Raw genomic sequence first — 21,965 nt, 5'->3', positions numbered from 1 at the left:
AGTCTACGCAGGGCCGGCGGGCGTGGCATGCACGCCCGCCGGGATCTGACGCGTGGAAGGGATCAGAAGTGCATCTGCGCGCGAAGTTCGAAGATCTCCGGGGTGCTGCGCACACCGCGACGGCTGGCGTCGACCTTCACGTAGTTGGCCTGGAACTTGAAGTGGCTGGTCAGGTACCAGTTCGCGCCCAGGGTCAGGTCGTGCTGGCGGCCACCGAGGATGCTGCCGTCGTCCAGGTCCAGTCGGCTGTAGCGGGCCACCAGTTCCACCGCACCGTAGTCGTGCGCCGGCTTGATGTTGGCAACGGCGCCGGCGTTGTACGGGCGTGATTCGCCGGTCAGCACCCAGCTGGCCATCGCGTACTGGCCGTGGCCGGTGTAGTCGGGCTTGCCATCATTGCGGGTGACGGTGGCCTGCAGCGCTTCGGCCTGCAGCGAGAACGGACCGCGGATCCAGATGCCTTCCAGGCCGGTGCGGCGGATCTGGTCGGCGGTGACCAGCGCCCCCGAATCGACCAGACGGATATCGGTCAGGCCGGCTTCCGGACGGGCCCGCAGGCGCGCGCTGGCTTCGTGGTGCACGTCGCGGCCATCGTGGTAACCGCGCGGATTTTCCTGCGAATAAGCCAGGCCGAGGTGGATCACATCGCCCGGTGCCTTCACCGGCGTCCACACCGCACGCACCGCCTGGGTGGTGCCGGGGTTGTCGCCCTGCAGGTCCTTGCCGCCATAGGCGCCGGCCTGCAGCAGGTACTGCGGACGCTCCAGCACCCATTCCACGCCGGTGCGGCGGCCTGCGTAGAACGCCTGCACGGGCAGCGCGGTTTCGAGGAAGCTACCCGCGCGCGAGGAGGTGTTGGCATCCAGGCCGACCGGGGTCTTCATGTAGCCGAAGCGGAAGCGGCCGACATCGCGGCCGAAGAATGCCTTGCTCTCGAAGCGCACGAACACGTCCAGCCAGGTATCGGCCTGGAAATCGTAGTAGACCATCGCGTCGTACACACCCTTCTTTTTCAGGGTCGCGCCGAACTCCTTGCGACGCACCGCATCGTCATCCTCGATGCCGCTGGCGGACGAGAAGTCGTTGTAGTCGTAGGCGATGTTGGCGGTAGCGGCCAGCTCGGTGCCGTCGCCGAAGGCGTACTTGGTCGGCCAGTTGTCGAAATCCGCAGCGGATGCGAAGGCGGGGAGGGCGGCCAGGGAAAGGGCCAGCAAGGTGGGAATCGGGCGCATGGGTGGTGCGGCTCTCTCGGATTGCGTGTGGACAGGACAACAACGGCCGCGATGGCCGGAACTTTCGCAATGACGCGCCCGGCCGTTCAGGTCGGGCCACCGGCGTCCCCGCGATCAGGGGTGCGGCGCCAGTGTAGGCAGCGCAGCCACCTGAACCGGGGGGCTAGTACCAATAGGTTATCTGCGCTGGCGTGCCCGGCGCGTACAAAGGCGTCCATTGGTCGCACCCCTGCGCCTGCAGTCACGGGGCGTGCGGTCAGTTTCCACGGTAACGGTTCCCGTGCATTTGCGGGGCCGTACGTGCCTGAAAACGCCCCTTCCGGAGTCCGCCATGCACATCCCGACCGCTGCGCCGGTGCCCAGCAAGCCGTTGCCGCTCTACCGCCAACTGTATTTCCAGGTGATCGTGGCGATCGTCCTGGGTGCTGTCCTCGGCCACTACGAGCCGCTGATCGGCGAGAAGATGAAGCCGCTCGGCGATGCCTTCATCAACCTGGTGAAGATGATCATCGCCCCGGTGATCTTCCTGACCATCGTCACCGGCATCGCCGGCATGACCCACCTGCGCACGGTGGGCCGGGTGTTCGCCAAGGCGATGGCGTATTTCCTGTTCTTCTCCACGCTGGCGCTGATCGTCGGCATGATCGTGGCGCACGTGGTGCAGCCCGGCGCCGGCATGAACATCAACCCGGCCGAGCTGGACCAGACCGCGGTGCACAGCTATGTCGAGAAGTCGCACGACCTGACCCTGGTCGGCTTCCTGATGGACATCATCCCGAAGACGCTGATCAGCGCCTTCGTTGACGGCAACATCCTGCAGGTGCTGTTCGTGGCGGTGCTGTTCGGCATCGCGCTGGCCTCGGTGGGCGAGAAGGGCAAGCCGATCCAGAACTTCCTGGAAGCGCTGGTCGCGCCGGTGTTCAAGCTGGTGCACATCCTGATGAAGGCCGCGCCGATCGGTGCCTTCGGTGCCATCGCCTTCACCATCGGCAAGTACGGCGTCGGCTCGCTGGTCAACCTGGCCTGGCTGGTCGGCTCGTTCTACCTCACCGCGTTCCTGTTCGTTGCGGTGATCCTGGGCGTGGTCTGCCGCCTGTGTGGCTTCTCGGTGTTCAAGCTGGCCCGTTACCTGAAGGCCGAGCTGCTGCTGGTGCTGGGCACCTCGTCGTCGGAGTCGGCGCTGCCGTCGCTGATGGAGAAGATGGAACGTGCCGGCTGCAGCAAGTCGGTGGTCGGCCTGGTGGTCCCCACCGGTTACTCGTTCAACCTGGACGGCACCAACATCTACATGACCCTGGCCGCGCTGTTCATCGCCCAGGCCACCAACACCGAGCTGACCCTGGGCCACCAGATCGCGCTGCTGCTGGTGGCGATGCTCAGCTCCAAGGGCGCTGCCGGCGTCACCGGTGCCGGCTTCATCACCCTGGCCGCCACCCTGGCGGTGGTGCCGGAAGTGCCGGTGGCCGGCATGGCGCTGATCCTGGGCGTGGACCGCTTCATGAGCGAGTGCCGCTCGCTGACCAACTTCATCGGCAACGCGGTGGCCACGGTGGTGGTCTCGCGCTGGGAAGGTGCGCTGGACCGCGACCGCCTGAAGCTGGCGCTGGATGGTCGCGAAAGCGAACTGCCGCCGCCGGTCGATGCCGTGCCGCTGGCGATGACCGAGGCGCTGCCCGCCAAGGGCTGATCCGGGTGTGTGGTACTGCGGGGCCGGTCACGACAGTGGCACGGCCCCGCAGCGTTTCAAGGCGTCCCACGGCTGTCATCGCCAGCGCCGAAGCTGTGCTCTGGTAACGTCGCATACGCCAGGGAATTGTGCGGTCGCAGCATCACTGCGACAGCATAGCGACAGGTCCGACCGCTCCAACGGGGGTATGATCCCCTGTCCCTTCTGCCCATTCATGTAACCCACATCGATGTCCAACGAAGATTTCAAACAGGCCGCCCTCGATTACCACCGGATGTCTCCGCCCGGCAAGATCAAGGTTTCCGCTACCAAGCCCATGCTGACCCAGCGCGACCTGTCGCTGGCGTATTCGCCGGGCGTGGCGTACGCCTGTGAAGCGATCAAGGCCGATCCGCAGCAGGCCAGCGAGCTGACCGCCCGCGGCAACCTGGTGGCGGTGATCTCCAACGGCACCGCGGTGCTGGGCCTGGGCAACATCGGCGCGCTGGCCGGCAAGCCGGTGATGGAAGGCAAGGGCGTGCTGTTCCAGAAGTTCGCCGGCATCGATGTGTTCGACATCGAAGTGGACGAGAACGACCCGGACAAGCTGGTCGACATCATCGCCTCGCTGGAGCCGACCTTCGGCGGCATCAACCTGGAAGACATCAAGGCACCGGAGTGCTTCATCGTCGAGCGCAAGCTGCGCGAGCGCATGAAGATCCCGGTGTTCCATGACGACCAGCACGGCACGGCGATCATCGTCGGTGCTGCGGTGCTCAACGCCATGGCGATCACCGGCAAGAAGATCGAAGAAGTGAAGCTGGCGACCACGGGCATGGGCGCGGCCGGCATTTCCTGCGTGAACATGCTGGTGCAGCTGGGCCTGAAGCCGGAGAACATCCTGGCCTTCGACCGCGAAGGCGTGATCCACACCGGCCGTACCGACCTGGACCCGGAAAAGCTGCGCTATGCGCGCGACACCGACAAGCGCACCCTGGCCGAGATCGTCGATGGCGCGGACATCTTCCTGGGCCTGTCGGCGCCGGGCATCCTGACCGCCGAGATGGTCAAGACGATGGCGCCGGACCCGGTGATCTTCGCCCTGGCCAACCCGACCCCGGAAATCATGCCGGAACTGGTGCGCGCCGCGCGTCCGGACGCAATCATCGGTACCGGTCGTTCGGACTACCCGAACCAGGTCAACAACGTGCTGTGCTTCCCGTACCTGTTCCGCGGTGCGCTGGACGTCGGTGCGACCGCGATCAACGAGGAAATGAAGATCGCCTGCGTGCGCGCGATCGCCGCGCTGGCCCGCCGCGCCGCCACCGACATGGGCTCTGCCTATGGCGGTGAGACCCCCAGCTTCGGCCGCGAATACCTGATCCCACGTCCGTTCGACCGTCGCCTGCTGGTGGAGCTGTCGGCCGCCGTGGCCCAGGCCGCGATGGATTCGGGCGTGGCCGCCCGTCCGATCGCCGACATGGAAGCCTACCGGCAGAAGCTGTCGCAGTTCGTCTACCGCACCAGCCTGATGATGAAGCCGGTCTACGATCGCGCGCGCAGCGACAAGCAGCGCGTGGTGTATGCCGAAGGCGAAGAAGAAGTGGTGCTGCAGGCGGTGCAGAACGTGGTCGACGACGGCCTGGCACATCCGATCCTGATCGGTCGCCCGGAAGTGATCGAATCGCGCATCGAACGCCTCGGCCTGCGCCTGAAGATCGGCGAGAACATTGAAGTCACCAACATCAATGATGACCCGCGCTTCAACGAATACTGGCAGTACTACCACGGCCTGACCGGCCGTCGTGGCGTCACCGTGGCCGCCGCCAAGAACCTGATGCGTTCGCGGCCGACCCTGATCGCTGCGGTGATGGTGGCCCGTGGCGAAGCCGATGCGATGCTGACCGGCATCGTCGGCCGCTTCCACAAGAAGCTGGGTTACGTGCGCAGCGTGCTGCCGCTGGAATCGAAGGTCACCTCGACCTCGGCGATGACCGGCGTGATCAACCAGCAGGGTGTGTTCTTCTTCGTCGATACGCACGTGCAGGAAGACCCGACCGCAGAGCAGCTGTGCGAAGCGACCCTGCAGGCCGCTTACCGCATGAAGTTGTTCGGCGTCGAACCGAAGGTGGCACTGCTGTCGCACTCCAACTTCGGCAGCCACGATTCGAAGGATGCGCTGAAGATGCGCCAGGTGCGCGAGCTGCTGCTCAAGCGCAACCCGCGTCTGAACGTGGACGGCGAAATGCAGGGCGACACCGCATGGGATGAAGCCCTGCGCCAGAAGCTGCTGCCGGGCTCGACCCTGCAGGGCCGTGCCAACCTGTTCGTGCTGCCGAACCTGGAAGCGGCCAACATCGCCTACAACCTGGTGCGCGTGTTCACCGATGGCGTGGCGATCGGTCCGATCCTGATGGGCGTCAACAAGCCGGTGCACATCCTGACCACCAGCGCGACCTCGCGCCGGATCCTGAACATGACCGCGATCGCCGCGGTTGATGCGCAGATCCGCAAGCAGATCGAAGCGGAAAAGAAGGCATAAGCCTTCGTTCCGCTGCGATCTGCAGAAACGCGCCCCACGGGGCGCGTTTCTGTTTCCGCAACGCGGAAACCGGATCGGGTAGCGCCGGGCCATGCCCGGCGAGCGCACAGCGCGGCGCTTCCCGTATTCCGCCGGGCATGTTCCGCCGGGCATGGCCCGGCGCTACCGGAGAAGCAACGCGGAAACGGTAGTGCCGGCCGCTGGCCGGCGAGCGCGCAGCGCGGTGCTTCTTGTGTTCTGCCGGGCATGGCCCGGCGCTACCGGAGAACTGCAGCCGCCCGGTAATCGCCCTGCAACCTCGCTGCGGCCCAATACGCCCACGCGGCCTGGCCGTGGGAAGGGACCGGACCGGCCTTCCCACCCTGGGCCCGACCAACTTTCCATGGGCGGAGCAGTGTCATGCGCAGTCGAGTGAGCAAGCGGTATTTCCAGCAGCTGTTCGCGCTGTACGCCGGTTTCGTGCAGTCGCGTTGAAGGCCGGGGCATCGCCCCGGCAACATCGAGCTTACCGCCGCCTCGCGCGTCGCGCGGGCGGCGGCGCAGGGGCCGGGGAGCGCGGCTTGGCATACTCCGCCCACAGCGCCGGCAGGGTCTTGCCGGTGTGTTTCTGCCACAGCGCCGGCGCATAGCGCCCGTCGCGCAGATCCTTGTCCAGTGCCAGCACCAGTCCCGGGTGCGCCGCTTCGGCCCACTTCAGGAAGGCACCGGTCACCCGGTAGCCGCTTTCCACCGTCTGGCCCTGGCTCAGCTTGTCCGGCAACGCCCAGCCGGCAGCGGCGTTGTTCATGCCGTAGCGATCGCGGGCGTAGTCGGCAATGCCCTCCACCAGCCAGCCCGGCACGCGCTTGTCGCCATAGCTGGGGTAGCCCTGCACGATGTGCATCGCTTCGTGGGTGACCAGATCGATGTCATCCGGGTGCTGGACCAGCCAGCCCGGATTGATCGTGATCGTGCTGGCCTTGTCCTTGTCGCCGACGAAGGCGACGCCGTTGTACGCCGGATCGATCACGATGCGCACCTCGTTCGGCGCGGCCGGGCGGAAGTCCGCACGCTCGCGCAGGTAAGCAAAGTAGAACGTATCGATGATGCGCTTGCGCACCGGCGCGGCCAGCGCGCCGGTGGCATCCTGGTAGTACAGGGTCACCCCGTCACGGCTGACCTGCCCATCGAAGGCCTGGGTCTGCGGTTGTGCGTGGCTGAGGCTGGGAAATACAAGGGCGGCAAGAGCGAGGGGGAGCAAACGTAGGCGCATGGACGTCATTGTAGGGGGGAGGGCGCCAACAGTTCGATCTCGGCCAGCTGCAGGCGCCCCGGCGCAGCCAGGCGCAGACGGTACTCGGCGTAGCGTGAGGGCGAGGCGATACGGAACGGGCGGGTCTGCCGCGCCGAGGTGAAATCTTCGCCGCGTCGCTGGTCCAGCGTTACCCAGCGCCCGTTGCCGGCACGCGCTTCCAGCGTCCACTCACCGCCACGGACCGTGCCGTCACCGCTGGTCAGCGTGTACATCGTCGGTACGCCATCGCCCACGTGGCTCAGTGCGATGGTCACGCCGCCGCCCAGCGGCACGGCCGTGTTGGCATCGTCGTCGATTAGCGCGGGCAGGGCACGGCCATCAGCCAGTGCCGCCTGCGCGCCGTTGCCGAGCAGATCGTGCAGCAACTGCGGGCGCTGGCCACGGGCGGTCAGCGAGCGCGGTACATCATCCACGCCGCTGCCCCAGCGTGACGGCTGCGGGCCCATCACGAAGTCCAGGGTTGCCCCCTTGGCGATCACTTCGTGCGGCACCCAGGTTTTGCTCCACGGCTTGCCGTTGATCTTCAGCGACTGCACGTACACGTTCTCCGGCGAATTCTGCGGTGCATTGACGGTCAACACCGCGCCGCCCTGCAGCTCGACGCGCGCATGCTGGAACGCCGGCGAACCAATCACGTACTCCGGCGCACCCATGCGCAGCGGATACAGGCCCAGCGAGGCCAGCACGTACCACGCCGAGGTCTCGCCGTTGTCCTCGTCGCCCGGATAGCCCTGGCCGATCTCGCTGCCGACATACAGCCGCGACAGGATCTCGCGCACATGCTGCTGGGTCTTCCACGGCTGCCCGGCATACAGGTACATCCACGGGATGTGGTGTGCCGGCTGGTTGCTGTGCGCGTACATGCCCATGCGCACGTCGCGCGCTTCGGTCATCTCATGGATGGTGCCGCCGTAGGAGCCGGCGAATGCGGCGTCGGCGGTTTCCGGGGTGGCGAAGAAGGTATCGAGCTTGGCGGCCAGCTTGTCGCGGCCACCGTACAGCGCGGCCAGGCCTTCGCCATCGTGCGCGGCGGTGAAGGCGAACGTCCAGCCATTGGATTCGGTGTAGTCGTGGCCCCACACGCGCGGGTCGTAGTCCTTGGCCTGCAGGCGCCAGCTACCATCGGGCCTGCGGCCCTGGAAGAAGCCGGCGGCCGGATCGAACAACGTCGCGTAGCTGCCGGCGCGGTGGCGGAAGTAGTCGGCCTCGGTGGCGTAGCGTTCGCGTGCGGACGGTGTCGTCGCGCGCTTGGCCAGGGCATCGGCCATGTTGGCGATGCCGAAATCATTGAGCGCACCTTCCATCGTCCACGACATGCCTTCATGCACGTCGGCGCTGGCATAGCCGCGGAACGTCGATCGATCCATGCCCTTGCGGCCGACGTGGCGGTCCGGTGGCACCACGGTGGCGTTCTTCAGCGCTGCGGCGTAGGCCTCTTCCGGATCGAAGCCACCGATGCCCTTCAGCCACGCATCGGCGAAGGCGACGTCCGAGCTGGTGCCGACCATCAGGTCCGCGTAGCCCGGCGAGGACCAGCGCGCGACCCAGCCACCGGCGCGGTACTGCTCGATGAAACCCTGTACCAGCTGCCCGGCATCATCCGGGGTGAACAGCGCATACGCCGGCCAGGTGGTGCGGAACGTGTCCCAGAAGCCGTTGTTGACGAAGACCTTGCCGTCGCGCACCGGTGCGAAGCTGCGCGTCGCGCTGCCGTCGGTGTTGTCATCGGCGGCGCTGGCCTGGCTGGCATAGCGCCACTCGGGCGCGGCGGCGGTGCCCGCATTCTCGTGGCCGGAATTGGGGTACAGGTACAGCCGGTACAGGCTGGAGTACAGCGTGGTCTTCTGGTCGTCACTGGCATTGCCGATGTCGAAACGGGCCAGGCGCGCATCCCACGCATCCTGTGCGCGTCCGGCCACGCTTTCCAGCGTATCGGCGGCGGCCAGTTCCAGTGCCAGGTTGTGCCGCGCCTGCTCGACCGAGATCAACGAGGTGGCGATGCGCATCGTCACCCGGCGCTCGCTGCCTGGGTCGAACTTGATGTAGCCGGTCGGGCGGCCGGTGCCGATCTGGCCGCTGCTGCGCCACGGCCTGTCGAAGCTGGCGACCACGTACATGCGGGTGGCGCCGTTGGACAGGCCGCTGCGGGTATCGGTGTAGCCGGTCAACGTCTGCGTGGCGGCATCGAGGGTGAGTCCGCCGCGGGCATCGACGTTGTCGAACAGCAGGTTGGCGTCGCCGCCTTCGGGGAACTCGAAGCGGAACAGCGCGGCATGGTCGGTGGGGGCGATGGACGCGGCGATGCCGTTGTCGAAGCGCACGTCGTAGCGATACGGGCGCGCGTTTTCCTGCGTGCGGTCGAAGGACAACGCCCGCTTGCTGCGGTCCGCTTCGGGCACACCGCGCGTGGCGGAGGGCATCACCTGGAAGGTCTGGCGGTCGCCCATCCACGGGCTGGGCTGGTGGCTCAGCGCCAACGCCTGCAGCTGCGGCCGGTTCTTCGCATCGTTCTGCTCGTTCCAGCGGTACAGCCAGTTCAGTGCGCCGGCATCGGTCACCGGCGTCCAGAAGTTGAAACCGTGCGGTACCGCAGTGGCCGGGAAGTTGTTGCCGCGCGAGAAGGTGCCGTTGGCCTGGGTTCCGCGCGTGGTCAGTACCCAGTCGGAGACCCGCTGCGGCGCCTGCCGTGGCTGCACGTCCAGGCGCACGTCGTCGATCCAGCCCGACACCGGCGCGCCATTGGCGCTGGCCACCTCGAGCTCGATGGCCAGCACGCGGCGGCCCTTCAGCGCCGGCATGTCGCCCAGCCTGACCGCCTTGCGCGCCCACTGCTGCGGGTACAACGTCTTCGAATCGCCCTGCGCCCGTGCGCCCAGCGCTACGCCGTGCTGGTCGCGCGCGCCGCTGGCGGAGACGCGGCTGCCATCGTCCAGCAGCAGGTCCAGCGAGACATAGGTGGAGGCCACGGTGTCCTTGCCGACGATCTCCGGCAATACCAGCCAGGACAGCGTGGTGTCGGTGTCGATGGGCAGATCGGTCTTGAACAGTTCGCGGCGTGCCTGGCCGCCACTGGCGCTGTAGTGCAACGCATGCAGGCCGCTGTAGCCGACGTTGCGCTTGGCCGCGTACGGCGCGCCGGGGCCACTGCCGACGTCGACGGACAAGGTGCCATCGGACCTGGCCGGTGCCGGTTCGCCCGGCTCGAAGGAGGTCTGCAGCCCTTGCGCCAGCACCGGCGTCGCAGTGGTCGCACAGGCCAGGGCCAGGGCGAGCGGAAGCAGGGCGCGGCGCGGATCGGACAGGGTCATGCAGGGTCTCCCGGTAGGGCAGGCGGCAGGCAGAACCCGCATCGGCGAACACCACGGACAGCATCGCCCCGTCCGCCGCAGGGCAGTCGGGAGGCGATGCAGGTCCGGTGGGGGGCGGGCCATGCGATCGGGTCAGGAATGGATCGCTGCCGATGCTGCAACAGCCGGCAGCGCCCTGACAAGTGCCATTTAGTTCGATCCAAATGCGGGAAATTCGAACGACGACCGATTCCGCGCGGAACTGACTGGCCTGCCTGGGATTTCCCGCCGATGGGGGCAGGGCGACGGCAGCGCGGGAGGGGCAGCGCGGTCGCACGTGGCTGCACCGGCGAAGGCTGCAAGCGGGCCGCCGCGCGCAGCGGCCACGCAGCGCACGGTGTTTGCCGGGCCCAGATGCTAGAATCGCAGGCCTCGCAATCCGTTCATCGACATCCGCCATGAGCCATACCGCCACCGCGCCCGCCAACGCCGAAAAGCGCTACACCGTGCACCGCAGCGATCTGCCGCTGAGCTGCCCGACCCCGGAAATGGCGCTGTGGAACTCGCATCCGCGGGTGTACCTGCCGATCGAAGACGAACCCAACGGGCAAGCGCAGTGTGCTTACTGCGGCGCCGTGTTCGTGCTGGCCGACTAAACGGCTGCCCCCTCGATGCGCCGATTGACCGTGGTGCAGTTGCTGCCGGCGCTGCACTCCGGCGGTGTCGAGCGCTCGACCCTTGAAATCGCCGCGGCCCTGGTCGCTGCCGGCCATCGCGCGCTGGTGGTGTCCGCTGGTGGTCGCCTGGTGCAGCCGCTGCTCGACAGCGGTGCCGAGCACCTGACCCTGGATATCGGCCGCAAGTCGCTGCTGACGCTGCGCCATCTGCCTACCCTGCGTCGCCTGTTCACCGAAGTGGGCGCCGACATCGTCCACGCCCGTTCGCGCCTGCCGGCGTGGCTGGGGCTGTACGCGATCCGTGCGATGCAGCCGGCGCAACGCCCGCATTGGGTGACTACCGTGCATGGGTTGAATTCGCCCAGCCGCTACAGCGCGGTGATGACCAGCGGCGAACGCGTGATCTGTGTGTCCAACAGCGTGCGCGACTACGTACACACGCATTACCCGACGGTGCCGCACGACAGGCTGCAGGTGATCCCGCGCGGGGTGGATGTCAGCCAGTTCCCGCGCGTGGCACGCGCTGATCGGCGTCCCCGGCTGGCGCTGGCGACCGACTACCCGTGGCTGGCCCAGGTCGACGGACCGCTGTTGCTGCTGCCCGGTCGCGGCACCCGCCTGAAAGGCCACGCCCACGCGTTGCAGCTGCTTGCCGATGTCCGTGCAGCAGGCGTGCCGGCACAGTTGTGGATGCTGGGCACCGACGAGCCTGGCCGGGAAGCCTATGTGGCAGAGCTGCGCAGGCATGCGGCCGCACTGGGCGTGACCGGGGCGGTGCACATCAGTACGCCGACTGCGCGCATCGCCCAGGCGTACGCCGCCAGCGATCTGGTGCTGCAGCTGTCGGGCAAACCGGAAGCCTTTGGTCGCACCGTGGTCGAAGCGTTGTCGGTCGGCCGCCCGGTGCTGGGTTGGAACCATGGTGGGGTCGGCGAACTGCTGCAGCAGCTGCAACCCAGTGGCGCAGTGCCGCTGGGCAATGCGCAGCTGCTGGGTGAACGTGCGCTGGCCCTGCTGGCACAGCCGCCGTCGCTGCCGGGCCGTATCCCGTTTACCCTGCAGGCCATGCAGCGCGATACCCTCCGTCTTTATGCCGACCTCGCTGGCTGACGCCACGCCGCCCCTGCGCGATGAGCGCGCCGGCCGCTGGGCACCCTGGTGGGTGCTGGCCTACGTCGCGTTGTGGCCGCTGCCAGGTATCGCCGAAACAGTCCTGGGCCTGGGGGCGTTGTACGCCGCCGCACGCATGGTCATCCGCCGGGTGCAGCATCGCCCCCATCTGCTGAGCCCGGCAGCGTGGGCGCTGACATCGATTCTTTTCCTTGGCTACTGGTTGCCGCAGGCGTTCTCGGCCTTCGATGCCGTGGACCCGGCGGCGTCGTGGACCAAGGCTGCGGCCGGGCTGCGCTATCTGCCTTTCATGTGGCTGGTGGCGATCGCCGTGGCCACCCCGCAGCGGCGGCGCCTGACCCTGGGTGGGTTGGCGGTGATCACCGGCCTGTGGACGCTCGATGCGCTGGTGCAGGCACTGGCAGGCACCAGCCCCTGGTTCTGGTCGCTGCAGCAGATCAAGCTGGCCATCAGCGGCCACGCATTGTGCCCGGCTGAAGAAGCCGCGCTGGCCGACCGTCTCAGCGGCGCGCTTGGGCCGTGCAACCTGAAATTCGGCCAGGTGCTGGCCAGTCTTTCGCCGTTCCTGTTGTTGCCGGTGGCGCGCCGTTTCGGCAATGCGGGCTGGCTGCTGGCCGCTTCTGCAGTGGGCGTGGTGCTGCTGCTGGCCGGCTCGCGTGCCTCATGGATCACCTTCGGCCTGGTGGTTGTCTACAGCGGTGTGCGCCAACTGGGGTGGAAGCGGTTGGGCCTGCTGGCACTGGCCGCTGTGCTCACGGCGGGCGTGTTGACGGCCAGCGTGCCGCAGCTGCGTGAGCGTGTGGCGCGCACGGCAATGGCCTGGGACGGTGGCGAGGACGGGGTCGAGCAGGCCCTGTCCGGCCGTACCCGCATCTGGAACGCGGCGGCCTGCATGATCGAAGCACATCCGATCAATGGTGTCGGTGCACGTGGCTTCCGCGATGCCTATCCCCACTGCGTTGCGGATGAAGGACCGGCGGTGTGGGGCACCATGCCCGCGCTGCACGCCCATCAGATCGTGCTGGAGATCCTGGCCGAGACAGGTGTGCTGGGGCTGCTGCTGTGGCTGGCGGCGGTGGCACAGGCATGGCGGGCATGGCGTTTCGCCCCGGCCCCGGCGCGCGAACGTGCACGCCCGGCAATGCTGGCACTGGCGGTCACCGTGTTCCCGCTCAATACGCACCTGGCGTTCTATTCCGCGTTCTGGGGCGGCTTGACCGTCCTGCTCGCCGCGCTGTTCGTCGGCACGTTGCTGGCGCGCGAACCGGACGATCAGCCGGGCGCCGGGTAATCTCCGCATCCACGCATGGCGTGGATCTACTTGCGTGTGCGGTACGGGGCGTATCCACGCATGGCGTGGATCTACTTGCGTGTGCGGGACGGGGCCCTATCCACGCATGGCGTGGATCTCCGGGGACGTGTTTGGCGGCGGAGCAGTAGATCCACGCCATGCGTGGATGGGCTTTCCCATGAACACTGGCCGGTGTCGCGGCTTTTCCCGACTGGCCGCAGGGTGGTCCGCCAATGCAAGGATGACCGGGCAAACCGCAGTCTGTCCCCATGGCAAGCCCCAGACTCCGCTACGGTCGCTACTCCCGCACGGGAAATGTCTATTCCCTGACCACGACAACACACGGCCGGGAGCCATTCTTCTCCGACGCAGGCAATGTCGCTGTGCTGGTGGACGCGCTGCGCTTCGTCGAACGCAGCGGCATCAGCCACAGCCTCGCCTGGGTGGTGATGCCCGACCACCTGCACTGGTTGATGGAGCTGCAGAAGGGAACGCTGGCCCAGTGCATGGCGTTGCTGAAATCACGCAGCAGCCGGCAGCTGAACCGGATATCGGGACGAGAAGGGCCGCTCTGGCAGCACGGCTATCACGACCATGCGGTGCGTACCGATGAATCCCTTCATGACAACGCGATGTACATCCTGGGCAATCCGGTGCGGGCCGGATTGGCTGGTGGGCTGGGGGGACTACCCTCACGCCTGGTGTCGTTGGCCGTTGTAGATTCCGGCATCGGAAGAGAGAACATCCACGCATGGCGTGGATCTACTGATCGGGATTCCCGGTAGATCCACGCCATGCGTGGATGAGCCATCCAAATCTCACGTCACTTGTAGAAATCGCTGCGCCCGCCTGGCTGGCGCTTGAAGCGGCGATGGATCCACAGGTACTGGTCCGGTGCCTCGCGCACCATCTGCTCGATGGCCTGGTTGACCCGCGCGGTATCGGCTTCGACGTCCTCGCTGGGGAAATTCTCCAGCGGCGCGCCGATCTTCAGGAAGTACTTCCCGCCTTCGCGGCGATGGAAGTACGGGATGACCGCACAACCGGTCATCCGCGCCAGCTGGTGGGTGGCGGTGATGGTGGAGGCAGTGTGGCCGAAGAACGGCACGAATACGGTGTCCTTGCCGCGCATGTCCTGGTCGGGCGCATACCAGAGGAAGCCGCCCTTTTTCAGGTGGCGCACCGTCGCGCGGATGTCCTCGTTTGCGTACATCGCCTTGGCGTAGCGCAGGCGGCCGAACTTCACCGCCCACTCGTACACCGGGTTCTTGTGCTTGCGGTACATGCCGGACAGGTCGACGTGGTCGCACAGCAGGCGGCCGCACATTTCCAGGGTCATGAAGTGGCCCGAGACCAGCAGCACGCCGCGGCCTTCGGCCTGCATCTGCTTGAGGTGTTCCAGCCCTTCGATGTGCACCTGCGGGCGGATGCTGTCGATGCTGCCCCACCACGAACGCGCGCATTCGAAGATGCCCACACCCAAGGCGTCGAAGCTGTCGCGCACCAGACGCTTGCGCCAGGCCTCGTCCTTCTCGGGGAAGCACAGCTTGAGGTTGACCTCGGCGGCATGGCGGCGGCTGCCGGCCAGGCGCCAGGCGATCGAGCCGACCCCGCGGCCCAGCACGCGCTGCAGCGTCCACGGCAGCCGGGCGATCCCGAAGGCAGTGAACATGACGGCAAACATCGGCCAGTTGCGTGGATCACGCAGCGACGGACGGACGGCGGTGGTGGCATCGGACATGCCGCCATTCTACCAACCCGGCCGCGTGTCTTTCCCGGGGGGCTCCCGTATCCTTGCCGCATGCGTAAAGACCCTGTCGAATGGATCCTGCGTGGCCTGTACTCGGCCGTGCTGTACCTCCTGCTGCCGATCACCGTGTACCACCTGGTCTGGCGCGGCTTCCGGGTCCGTGAATACTTCCGGCGCTGGGATGAACGCTATGCGTCCTATCCGCAGCCCAGCGGCCAGCCCCGGGTCTGGCTGCATGCGGTCTCGGTGGGCGAGGTCAACGCCGCTGCGCCGCTGGTCAATGCGCTGCGCGCGCAGCGGCCGGACATCCGCTGGGTCATCACCACCATCACCCCGACCGGCTCGGAACGGGTGCGCGCGCTGTGGGGCGATGCGCTGGACCATGTGTACCTGCCGTACGACGTGCCGGGCAGCGTCAACCGCTTCCTGGGGCACTTCCAGCCAAGCCTGGCGCTGATCCTGGAAACCGAGCTGTGGCCGAACATGCTGTTCGGCTGCCGCGACCGTCGCATTCCGGTGTACATCCTCAATGCGCGCCTGTCGGCCCGATCGCTGCGCGGCTACCGCGTGCTGGCGGCGTTGATCCGGCGTGCGCTGCGCACGGTCACCTGCGTGGCCGCACAGTCGCAGGATGACGCTGCGCGGTTCGTGCAGCTGGGCGCGGCGCCGGAACAGGTGCAGGCACTGGGCAACCTGAAGTTCGACATCGCCACGCCGGACGTGCAGCCCTTCATCGAACAGTTCCATGCCCATGTGCCGGCCACGCGCCCGGTGTGGATCGCGGCCAGCACGCATGATGGTGAAGAGCAGGCAGTGATCGACCTGCACCGCCGCCTGCGGCAGCAGCATCCGGACCTGCTGCTGCTGTGGGCGCCGCGGCATCCGGAGCGCTTCCCCAAGGTGGAGGCGCTGGCCCGCGAGCAGGGCTGGAACGTGTCGACACGGCGCGCACAGCAGTGGCCGGACGCGCGTAGCGATGTCTTCGTCATCGACACGCTGGGCGAACTGATGCCGTTCTACGGCTGTGCCCAGGTCGCCTTCGTCGGTGGCAGCCTGCAGGCCATCGGTGGCCACAACCTGCTGGAACCGGCAGCGATGGGCACCGCAGCGGTGACCGGCCCGCATCTGCACAACTTTGCCGAGATCTCGCGGCGCATGCGCGAGGCCGGTGCACTGCTGATCGGCGAGGACGTGCAGGCGGTGGGTGATCTGCTGCTGCACCTGCTCGACGACGTGCAGGCGCGCGAAGACATGGCCCGCGCCGGTTGCACGCTGGTCAGCAATGGCCGCGGCGCGCTGCAGCGGACCCTGCAGCTGGTGGCTCCACACCTGCCGCCGCCGCTGGCCTGAGACCTCGCCTGTCGCCCTCAGGTGTTTCAAGGGCGCCCTGCCTTTGCGCTGTCGTGAACGCCTGCATCAAGTCTGCTTGATGGTGGTGAATCTGTCGTAGCTGGACCGCTCGCGCCGACCACGGCGTGCAAGCTGTCACATCATCGTTCGTATGGCGCAGATTCCGATTCCGCTTACCGCGTCAGGCTGCCAGCTTGTTGTCGACCACGCTTGGGCGACATCAAGGGAGCTTTGAATGATCGGCGACAACGGAGGCGCGCTGCACGCCAGCGCGAAGCCCGGGAGGCTGGGCACCGACCATCTGCTGGTGGTGGCGCTGACCCTGCTGTTGGGCGGCAGCGTTGTCGCCCTGGTCGGGCAGCACACGGCGGCACAGGCGGGGCCCGCCATTGTCCTCAGCCTGTTGCTGGCGGCGTTGGGCGCAGTGCCGATGCTGTATTGCCTGCGCATGGCGATGCGGCGCCTGCCGGAGGCTTCGGGTCTGCATGGTCTGCTGCGTGCCGCCTGGGGCAGGCTGCCTGCCGACGTACTGGTGATTGCCCTGCTGCTGGAACTGACGGCGACCATCGCAGGGCTGGCGCAATCGATGGCGCGTCATCTGTACGCAGCCGCCGAGGTCATCGACGCCGCACCCGGGCAGTGGCTGCCCTTGCCGCTGGCGGCGGCGATCCTGGTGCTGCTGCTGGGGGCCGCCGCTGCAGTGCTGCGGACGCCGCGCGCGCTGTTGTTGGCCAGTGCACTGTTGACGGTGAAGCTGGGCGTGGGCCTGCTGCTGTTGTTGCTGGCAGCACGCCATGTGCACTACGCGCATTGGATTCCGTGGCTGCCATCGGCTACCGCGCCCTATCGCTTCGGGGTGGGTGGCGTGCTGGCAGCGGGCGTGGCATTGCTCGGCGTCCTGCTGGGTGCAGGCCTGCTGGCAGGGTTTTCCGGGCGGGTGCCGCGCCCTCGTTCGCAGGTTTCCAGAGCCGCCGGCGCAGCGGTGCTGATGGCGATGTTGTGGCTGATGGTACTGGCTGCGCTGCAGTCGGGCCTCGTCGAGTTTGCCGCGTTGGCCAGCACGCGGCCGCTGTCGGTGGCGTTGCAGGGGATCCCGCAGCTGCAGTGGTTGCTGCCACTGTTGCCGTTGGCGGGCGGCGCGGGGCTGGCGGCCCTGCAGTTGGTGCTGCTGCTGTTGGCCGCGCGGCTGGGGGTGGAAGTCTGGCCGCCGAAGTCCGGCGCAGTGGGTACCGGTGCGCGCTTGCTGCTGACGCTGGCGCTGACCGTGCTGTCGGCGGCGTTGGCGCTGTCGCTGCCGGAGGGGTGGCTTCCACAGCTGCCGGGGCCTGCAGGCCTGCTGGTCCTGGCCGCCGTGTGCCTCGGCGTTGCCCGCAGCCAGTGGCAGGTGCGGGCCGCGACCGGCGAACGACGGCTGATCCCGATGGTGCTCGCCCCAGTGGCAACCGCACTGTGCCTGTTGCCGGCAGTCACGTCGCGGCTGTTTCTACCGGTGCTGGTGGTGCTGGCGGTCGTGTTGGCAGGCGTCCTGTTGCGTCGGCGCGCCGGGCGTTCGCGCTAGCGCCCCCACACACCGCAGGCCATCTGCAATCAATAAAAAAGCCACCCTCGCGGGTGGCTTTGTGACCAGGCCGGTCGCGCCGACTCAGTTCGTGGTCGTCGACGGGTTGCCCGCGTCCTGGGTCAGCAGGCGGTTGATGTCCTGCAGTTCGGCGACATCCAGGCCACCCACGGCCTGGCTCAGCAGCAGGCGGTTCTGCAGGAAGTTGTAGCGGGCCTGCGCGTAATCCAGCTGTGCGGAGAACAGGATGCGCTGGTTCTGGATCACGTCCAGCACGGTGCGGGTACCCACTTCCAGGCCAACCTGCGAGGCATCGTAGGCGCTCTGCGCGGAAACCACGGCCAAACGGCGCGCTTCCACTTCGCTGATGCCCTGCACCAGAGTCTGGTAGGCATTGCGGGTGTTGCGGTCCAGCGCGCGCTTCTGCTGCTCGAAACCGTCCTGGGCGATGTCACGCTGGGCCAGCGCCTGGCGCACGCCGGACTGGGTGGCGCCGCCGGAGAAGATCGGCACGCTCAGGGTCAGGCCGATGCTGTTGGTGCGTGCATCGGGGGAGAGCGAACCGGCACCGACGCTGTCGCCCCAGGTCGCGCTCTTGCCCCAGCTGCCGCCCAGCGACAGGGTCGGGTAGTGACCGCCACGGGCGGCCTGCACGCCGGCTTCGGCGGCACCGACCTTCAGCTCCTGCGCCTTCAGTGCCGGATTCTGCGTGGTCGCCTGCTGCACCAGCTGGTCCAGGTTGCCGCGGTTGGCCGGCACTTCCGGACGGAAATCGGCCGGCAGGCCCTTCAGGTTGACCACCGGCTGGCCGGTCAGTTCGGTCAGGGCCTGGTAGTTATCGGCCAGGGTGTTCTGCGCAACGATGGTGTTGGCGCGCGCCTGGTCGTACTGGGCGCGTGCTTCATGCACGTCGGTGATCGGCGCCAGGCCCACCTCCAGGCGCTTGTCGGCGAAGTCGAACTGCTTCTTCGCGGCCGCTTCATTGGTCTGTGCGGCGTTCAGCGATTCGATCGCCACCAGCACGTTGAAGTAGGCCGCCGAGGTGCGCACGATCAGGTTGTCGTTGGCCGAGTCGAGGGTGAAATCAGCCGCCTTGCTCAGCTCGCGCTGCGAGCGCAGGTTGTTGATCTGCGTCCAGTTGAACAGCGTCTGCGAACCGTCGATCGTGTAGTTGCGGCGCTTGCTGGTGACCGTGCCGGAGTTGGCGTCATGGTCGGCTTCGGTGCGGGTGCGGCTCAACTGGGCCTGGCCATTGATCTGCGGCAGCAGGGCAGCACGCGCCTGCACGGCGCCTTCCTTGTCGTACAGCCGGGTGGATTCGGCGGCGGACAGCTGCGGGTCACCATTGCGCGCCATTTCATAGACCTGCAGCAGGTCGGCGGCATGGGCGGACAACGGCAGCAGGGCAGTGGCCAGCGCAACAGCGAGGGATCGGCGGATCATTGCGGCTTCCTTGGACTCAGAGGTGGAACTGGGGGGCCGGGGCGGCACCACGCAGGTAATCGATATCGGTCTCGAACAGCGACTCGGTGCTGCCATCGGCCTTCACCAGCAGTGCTTCCATTGCCGGCGAACGGCCCTGGATGACATACAGGCGACCACCCGGACGCAACCACGAAGCAAACTGTGACGGCACCACGTCGACGGCGCCAGTGACACAGATCACGTCGAAGCGGCGTTCGGTCTGCCAGGCCAGGCCATCGGCCACTTCCACGCGCACGTTGGTGCCCAGGCCGGTGGCATCCAGGCGGGCGCGCGCAGCAGCGGCCAGTTCCGGATCGATTTCCAGGCTCAGCACGTCGCGCGCCAGCGCGCCGATGCAGGCCGACAGGAAGCCGCTGCCGGTGCCGATTTCCAGCACTTCGTCACCCGGCTGCAGATCCAGTGCCTGCAGGGTACGGCCCTCGATGACCGGCTTCATCATCTTCTGGCCGTTGCCGATCGGCAGTTCGACATCGGCATAGGCCAGCGCCCGGTGCGCGTCGGCGACGAAGGCCTCGCGCGGCAGGCGGGCCAGGACGTCGAGCACCTTGATGTCCAGCACGTCCCAGGGACGGATCTGCTGTTCCACCATCAGTTCGCGGGCGTGGGCGTAATCAATCGTCATGAGGTTCAAATCCAGCGCAGTGGGCCGGCCATTTTACCGGTGCCGGAGGCCGGCGGCGCGCCCAGAGCATCAGCTGCGGGGTGGCCGGGGTCGCAGTGCCGGAAGTCATCGCGACCTCCGGTTCGTTCAGTTTTGGTTATCCAGCATTCCCAGCCCCCCGCGGCGCGTAGGCGCGCAGGAAGAAATCCACACTGGCGGCCACATGGATCGCAGCATCGGTCTCGACGGGGGACAGTGGCATGCCGCACATCATATGCATGTGCACTTCGCCCTTCACCAGGGTCAGGAACTGCTGGCCGGCGATGTAGCAGTCGGGGATATCCAGTTCGCCGCGCTCGGCACGCGAACGCATGAAGTCGGCCAGTGCCTCGCAGGTGCGTTGCGGGCCCGCCTGCCAGAACAGTTCACGCAGGCGCTCGTCGGTCTCCGGCGCCATCATCATCCGCTGGATCGACAGGGCCGCGTCGGAGGTGATCATCTCGAAGAACGCCATGCCGATGCCCAGCAACTGGTCACGCAGGGGGCCTTCGACGTCGGCCACGAACAGCGCGTCGGGCAGCATCTCGATGCACTTGGACTGCACAGCTTCGGAGAACAGGGTCTCTTTGTCGCCGAAATGGCTGTAAACGGTCAGCTTCGAGACGCCGGCCTGGGCAGCAATGCTGTCCATGCTCACGCCGCTGTAGCCCTGTTCAATGAACAGTGTCTTGGCTGCCTCGAGTATTGCCGCGCGCTTGCCCAGATCCTTGGGGCGCCCGGGACCGGCAGCCTTGGCAGCGGGCTTGGCCGTCGGCTTTCGGGAAGTGGGAGAACTCATTCCGCTAATACTAGACCAAGCGGTTCGATATTTATACTATACCGGCTGGTTCACTAATGTCCGCGTTGCAACAGTATGTTGCCGGCGCGTTCCCCCCGGATTTCTTTTCAGGTCCTGTACCTCATGAAAAACATGCGTTGGTTGGGCGTAGGCGTACTGGTCGTGGTGTTGGCAGCGTGCGGCAAGCAGGCCGCCGAGCCGGCGGCGGCCATCCCGGTGCTGGTGGTGCATCCCACCACGCAGGATGGACAGGCCGCGGCCGCCTACCCCGGCGAGGTGCGTGCCCGCCAGGAAAGCCCACTGTCGTTCCGGGTTGGCGGCAACCTGGTCAGGCGCCTCGTCGACGCAGGCGAGCGGGTGAAGAAGGGCCAGCTGCTGGCCGAGCTGGATGCGGCCGACTACGCCTCGCAGGCGGCGGCGTCGCAGGCGCAGCTGGCGGCGGCGGAAGCAGACCTGGTGCGTGCGCGCGATGACCAGAAGCGCTATGCCAAGCTGGCGGAAGACCAGCTGGTGAGCCGCTCGGCACTGGACCAGCAGACGGCGGCATTCAAGGCTGCACAGGGCCAGGCCAACGCCGCCCGGGCCAACCTCGCCGTGGCCCGCAACCAGGCCGAGTACGCGCAGCTGCGCGCACCCGCCGATGGCGTGATCGCCAGCCGCCAGGCCGAAGCCGGCCAGGTCGTGAGCGCGGGGCAGACGGTGTTCACCCTGGCCGCCGATGGTGGCCGTGAGGTGCTGATCGCGCTGCCGGAAAGCAGCATCCGCGACTACAAGGTCGGCCAGTCGGTGCAGGTGGAACTATGGAACCGCCCGGGCCAGCTGCTGCCGGGTACCCTGCGCGAGATCGCCCCGGCCGCCGATGCACAGGCGCGCACCTATGCCACGCGCGTGAGCCTGGCGCCGGAAGCACTGAGCGAAGTGGAACTGGGCCAGAGTGCGCGGGTGTTTGCCACCGCCGGGCGCAGTGGTGCGTTGCAGCTGCCGCTGGCGGCTGTGCTGCGCGGCAGTGATGGCAAGGCCAGCGTGTGGGTGGTCAATCCGTCCAACGGTGCATTGAAGGCAACGCCGGTGCAGGTGGGTGCCTACGGCGCGCAGGCCGTGCCGGTCGTGTCCGGCGTGGGCGCGACGGACTGGGTGGTCGCTGCCGGCGGCCATCTGCTGCGCGAAGGCCAGGTGGTGACGCCGGTCGACCGCCAGAACCGCCCGGTGCTGGCACCGTCGGCCGCCAAGCCGGCGCCGGCCGCAGGCAAGGGGCACTGACCC

The 21,965-nt window shown here is 67.4% G+C and carries 15 protein-coding genes and 1 pseudogene; 9 read left to right on the top strand and 7 right to left on the bottom strand.

Features of this window, described 5'->3' with window-relative positions; all coding sequences use genetic code 11:
- Positions 1-62: 62 nt before the first annotated feature.
- A complete protein-coding gene (locus AC3WTC_RS15610) occupies positions 63-1,232 on the bottom strand; it encodes an OprO/OprP family phosphate-selective porin (RefSeq protein ID WP_059065060.1) in 1,170 nt (389 codons plus the stop codon).
- Positions 1,233-1,563: 331 nt separating this feature from the next.
- Here AC3WTC_RS15610 and AC3WTC_RS15605 point away from each other — a divergent pair, with 331 nt between their 5' ends.
- The gene (locus tag AC3WTC_RS15605; protein WP_025874125.1) at positions 1,564-2,919 is read left to right on the top strand and encodes a dicarboxylate/amino acid:cation symporter; all 1,356 of its coding nucleotides are present in this window, start codon (positions 1,564-1,566) and stop codon (positions 2,917-2,919) included.
- A gap of 229 nt (positions 2,920-3,148) precedes the next feature.
- Positions 3,149-5,440, top strand: a complete 2,292-nt coding sequence (locus tag AC3WTC_RS15600) for an NADP-dependent malic enzyme (protein ID WP_025874126.1) — start codon at positions 3,149-3,151, stop codon at positions 5,438-5,440.
- Between the two features lie 505 nt (positions 5,441-5,945).
- Here the strand turns inward: AC3WTC_RS15600 and AC3WTC_RS15595 are convergent.
- Together AC3WTC_RS15595 and AC3WTC_RS15590 are read right to left on the bottom strand one after the other, a co-directional pair.
- A complete protein-coding gene (locus AC3WTC_RS15595) occupies positions 5,946-6,701 on the bottom strand; it encodes a basic secretory protein-like protein (protein ID WP_431602132.1) in 756 nt (251 codons plus the stop codon).
- Positions 6,698-10,042, bottom strand: a complete 3,345-nt coding sequence (locus AC3WTC_RS15590) for a GH92 family glycosyl hydrolase (protein ID WP_492711860.1) — start codon at positions 10,040-10,042, stop codon at positions 6,698-6,700. Before AC3WTC_RS15590 ends, AC3WTC_RS15595 begins: the two co-directional genes overlap by 4 nt.
- Positions 10,043-10,479: 437 nt before the next feature.
- On the opposite strand from AC3WTC_RS15590, the gene AC3WTC_RS15585 reads away from it, so the two are divergent.
- The 4 genes and pseudogenes from AC3WTC_RS15585 (at position 10,480) to AC3WTC_RS15570 (ending at position 13,840) form a co-directional block, all read left to right on the top strand.
- Entirely contained in the window at positions 10,480-10,677 is a 198-nt protein-coding gene (locus tag AC3WTC_RS15585; protein WP_025874129.1) for a zinc-finger domain-containing protein, read from the top strand.
- Positions 10,678-10,692: 15 nt separating this feature from the next.
- Positions 10,693-11,808 carry a glycosyltransferase gene (locus tag AC3WTC_RS15580; RefSeq protein ID WP_492711858.1) on the top strand — a complete coding sequence of 372 codons (1,116 nt, stop codon included), beginning with the start codon at positions 10,693-10,695 and terminating at the stop codon, positions 11,806-11,808.
- On the top strand, positions 11,789-13,120 hold the full coding sequence (locus AC3WTC_RS15575) for an O-antigen ligase family protein (RefSeq protein ID WP_492711857.1): 1,332 nt from the start codon (positions 11,789-11,791) through the stop codon (positions 13,118-13,120). Before AC3WTC_RS15580 ends, AC3WTC_RS15575 begins: the two co-directional genes overlap by 20 nt.
- A gap of 269 nt (positions 13,121-13,389) precedes the next feature.
- Positions 13,390-13,840: pseudogene (locus AC3WTC_RS15570) on the top strand (REP-associated tyrosine transposase).
- Positions 13,841-13,943: 103 nt separating this feature from the next.
- Here AC3WTC_RS15570 and AC3WTC_RS15565 read toward each other — a convergent pair.
- Positions 13,944-14,861 (bottom strand): LpxL/LpxP family Kdo(2)-lipid IV(A) lauroyl/palmitoleoyl acyltransferase, encoded by a 918-nt coding sequence (locus AC3WTC_RS15565; RefSeq protein ID WP_025874133.1) that lies wholly within the window; start codon positions 14,859-14,861, stop codon positions 13,944-13,946.
- 60 nt (positions 14,862-14,921) lie between these two features.
- On the opposite strand from AC3WTC_RS15565, the gene waaA reads away from it, so the two are divergent.
- Together waaA and AC3WTC_RS15555 are read left to right on the top strand one after the other, a co-directional pair.
- On the top strand, positions 14,922-16,220 hold the full coding sequence (waaA, locus tag AC3WTC_RS15560) for a lipid IV(A) 3-deoxy-D-manno-octulosonic acid transferase (protein WP_025874134.1): 1,299 nt from the start codon (positions 14,922-14,924) through the stop codon (positions 16,218-16,220).
- A gap of 235 nt (positions 16,221-16,455) precedes the next feature.
- A complete protein-coding gene (locus AC3WTC_RS15555) occupies positions 16,456-17,778 on the top strand; it encodes an amino acid transporter (protein WP_248148842.1) in 1,323 nt (440 codons plus the stop codon).
- An 84-nt stretch (positions 17,779-17,862) separates the two neighbouring features.
- Here the strand turns inward: AC3WTC_RS15555 and AC3WTC_RS15550 are convergent, their stop codons facing one another.
- The 3 genes from AC3WTC_RS15550 to AC3WTC_RS15540 form a co-directional block, all read right to left on the bottom strand.
- Complete coding sequence (locus AC3WTC_RS15550; protein WP_025874136.1) at positions 17,863-19,221, bottom strand: TolC family outer membrane protein; 1,359 nt, start codon at positions 19,219-19,221, stop codon at positions 17,863-17,865.
- Between the two features lie 16 nt (positions 19,222-19,237).
- Positions 19,238-19,885 (bottom strand): protein-L-isoaspartate O-methyltransferase family protein, encoded by a 648-nt coding sequence (locus AC3WTC_RS15545; protein ID WP_032975442.1) that lies wholly within the window; start codon positions 19,883-19,885, stop codon positions 19,238-19,240.
- Positions 19,886-20,021: 136 nt separating this feature from the next.
- Positions 20,022-20,702 carry a TetR/AcrR family transcriptional regulator gene (locus AC3WTC_RS15540; protein ID WP_032975445.1) on the bottom strand — a complete coding sequence of 227 codons (681 nt, stop codon included), beginning with the start codon at positions 20,700-20,702 and terminating at the stop codon, positions 20,022-20,024.
- A gap of 123 nt (positions 20,703-20,825) precedes the next feature.
- Here AC3WTC_RS15540 and AC3WTC_RS15535 point away from each other — a divergent pair, with 123 nt between their 5' ends.
- Positions 20,826-21,962 carry an efflux RND transporter periplasmic adaptor subunit gene (locus AC3WTC_RS15535; RefSeq protein ID WP_033831969.1) on the top strand — a complete coding sequence of 379 codons (1,137 nt, stop codon included), beginning with the start codon at positions 20,826-20,828 and terminating at the stop codon, positions 21,960-21,962.
- Positions 21,963-21,965 lie beyond the last annotated feature (3 nt).

This window comes from Stenotrophomonas sp. FW305-C-20-S1 (assembly GCF_058783335.1).
The sequence above is the reverse complement of the archived record's forward strand: the minus strand, read 5'-3'. Positions and strand labels throughout refer to the sequence as shown.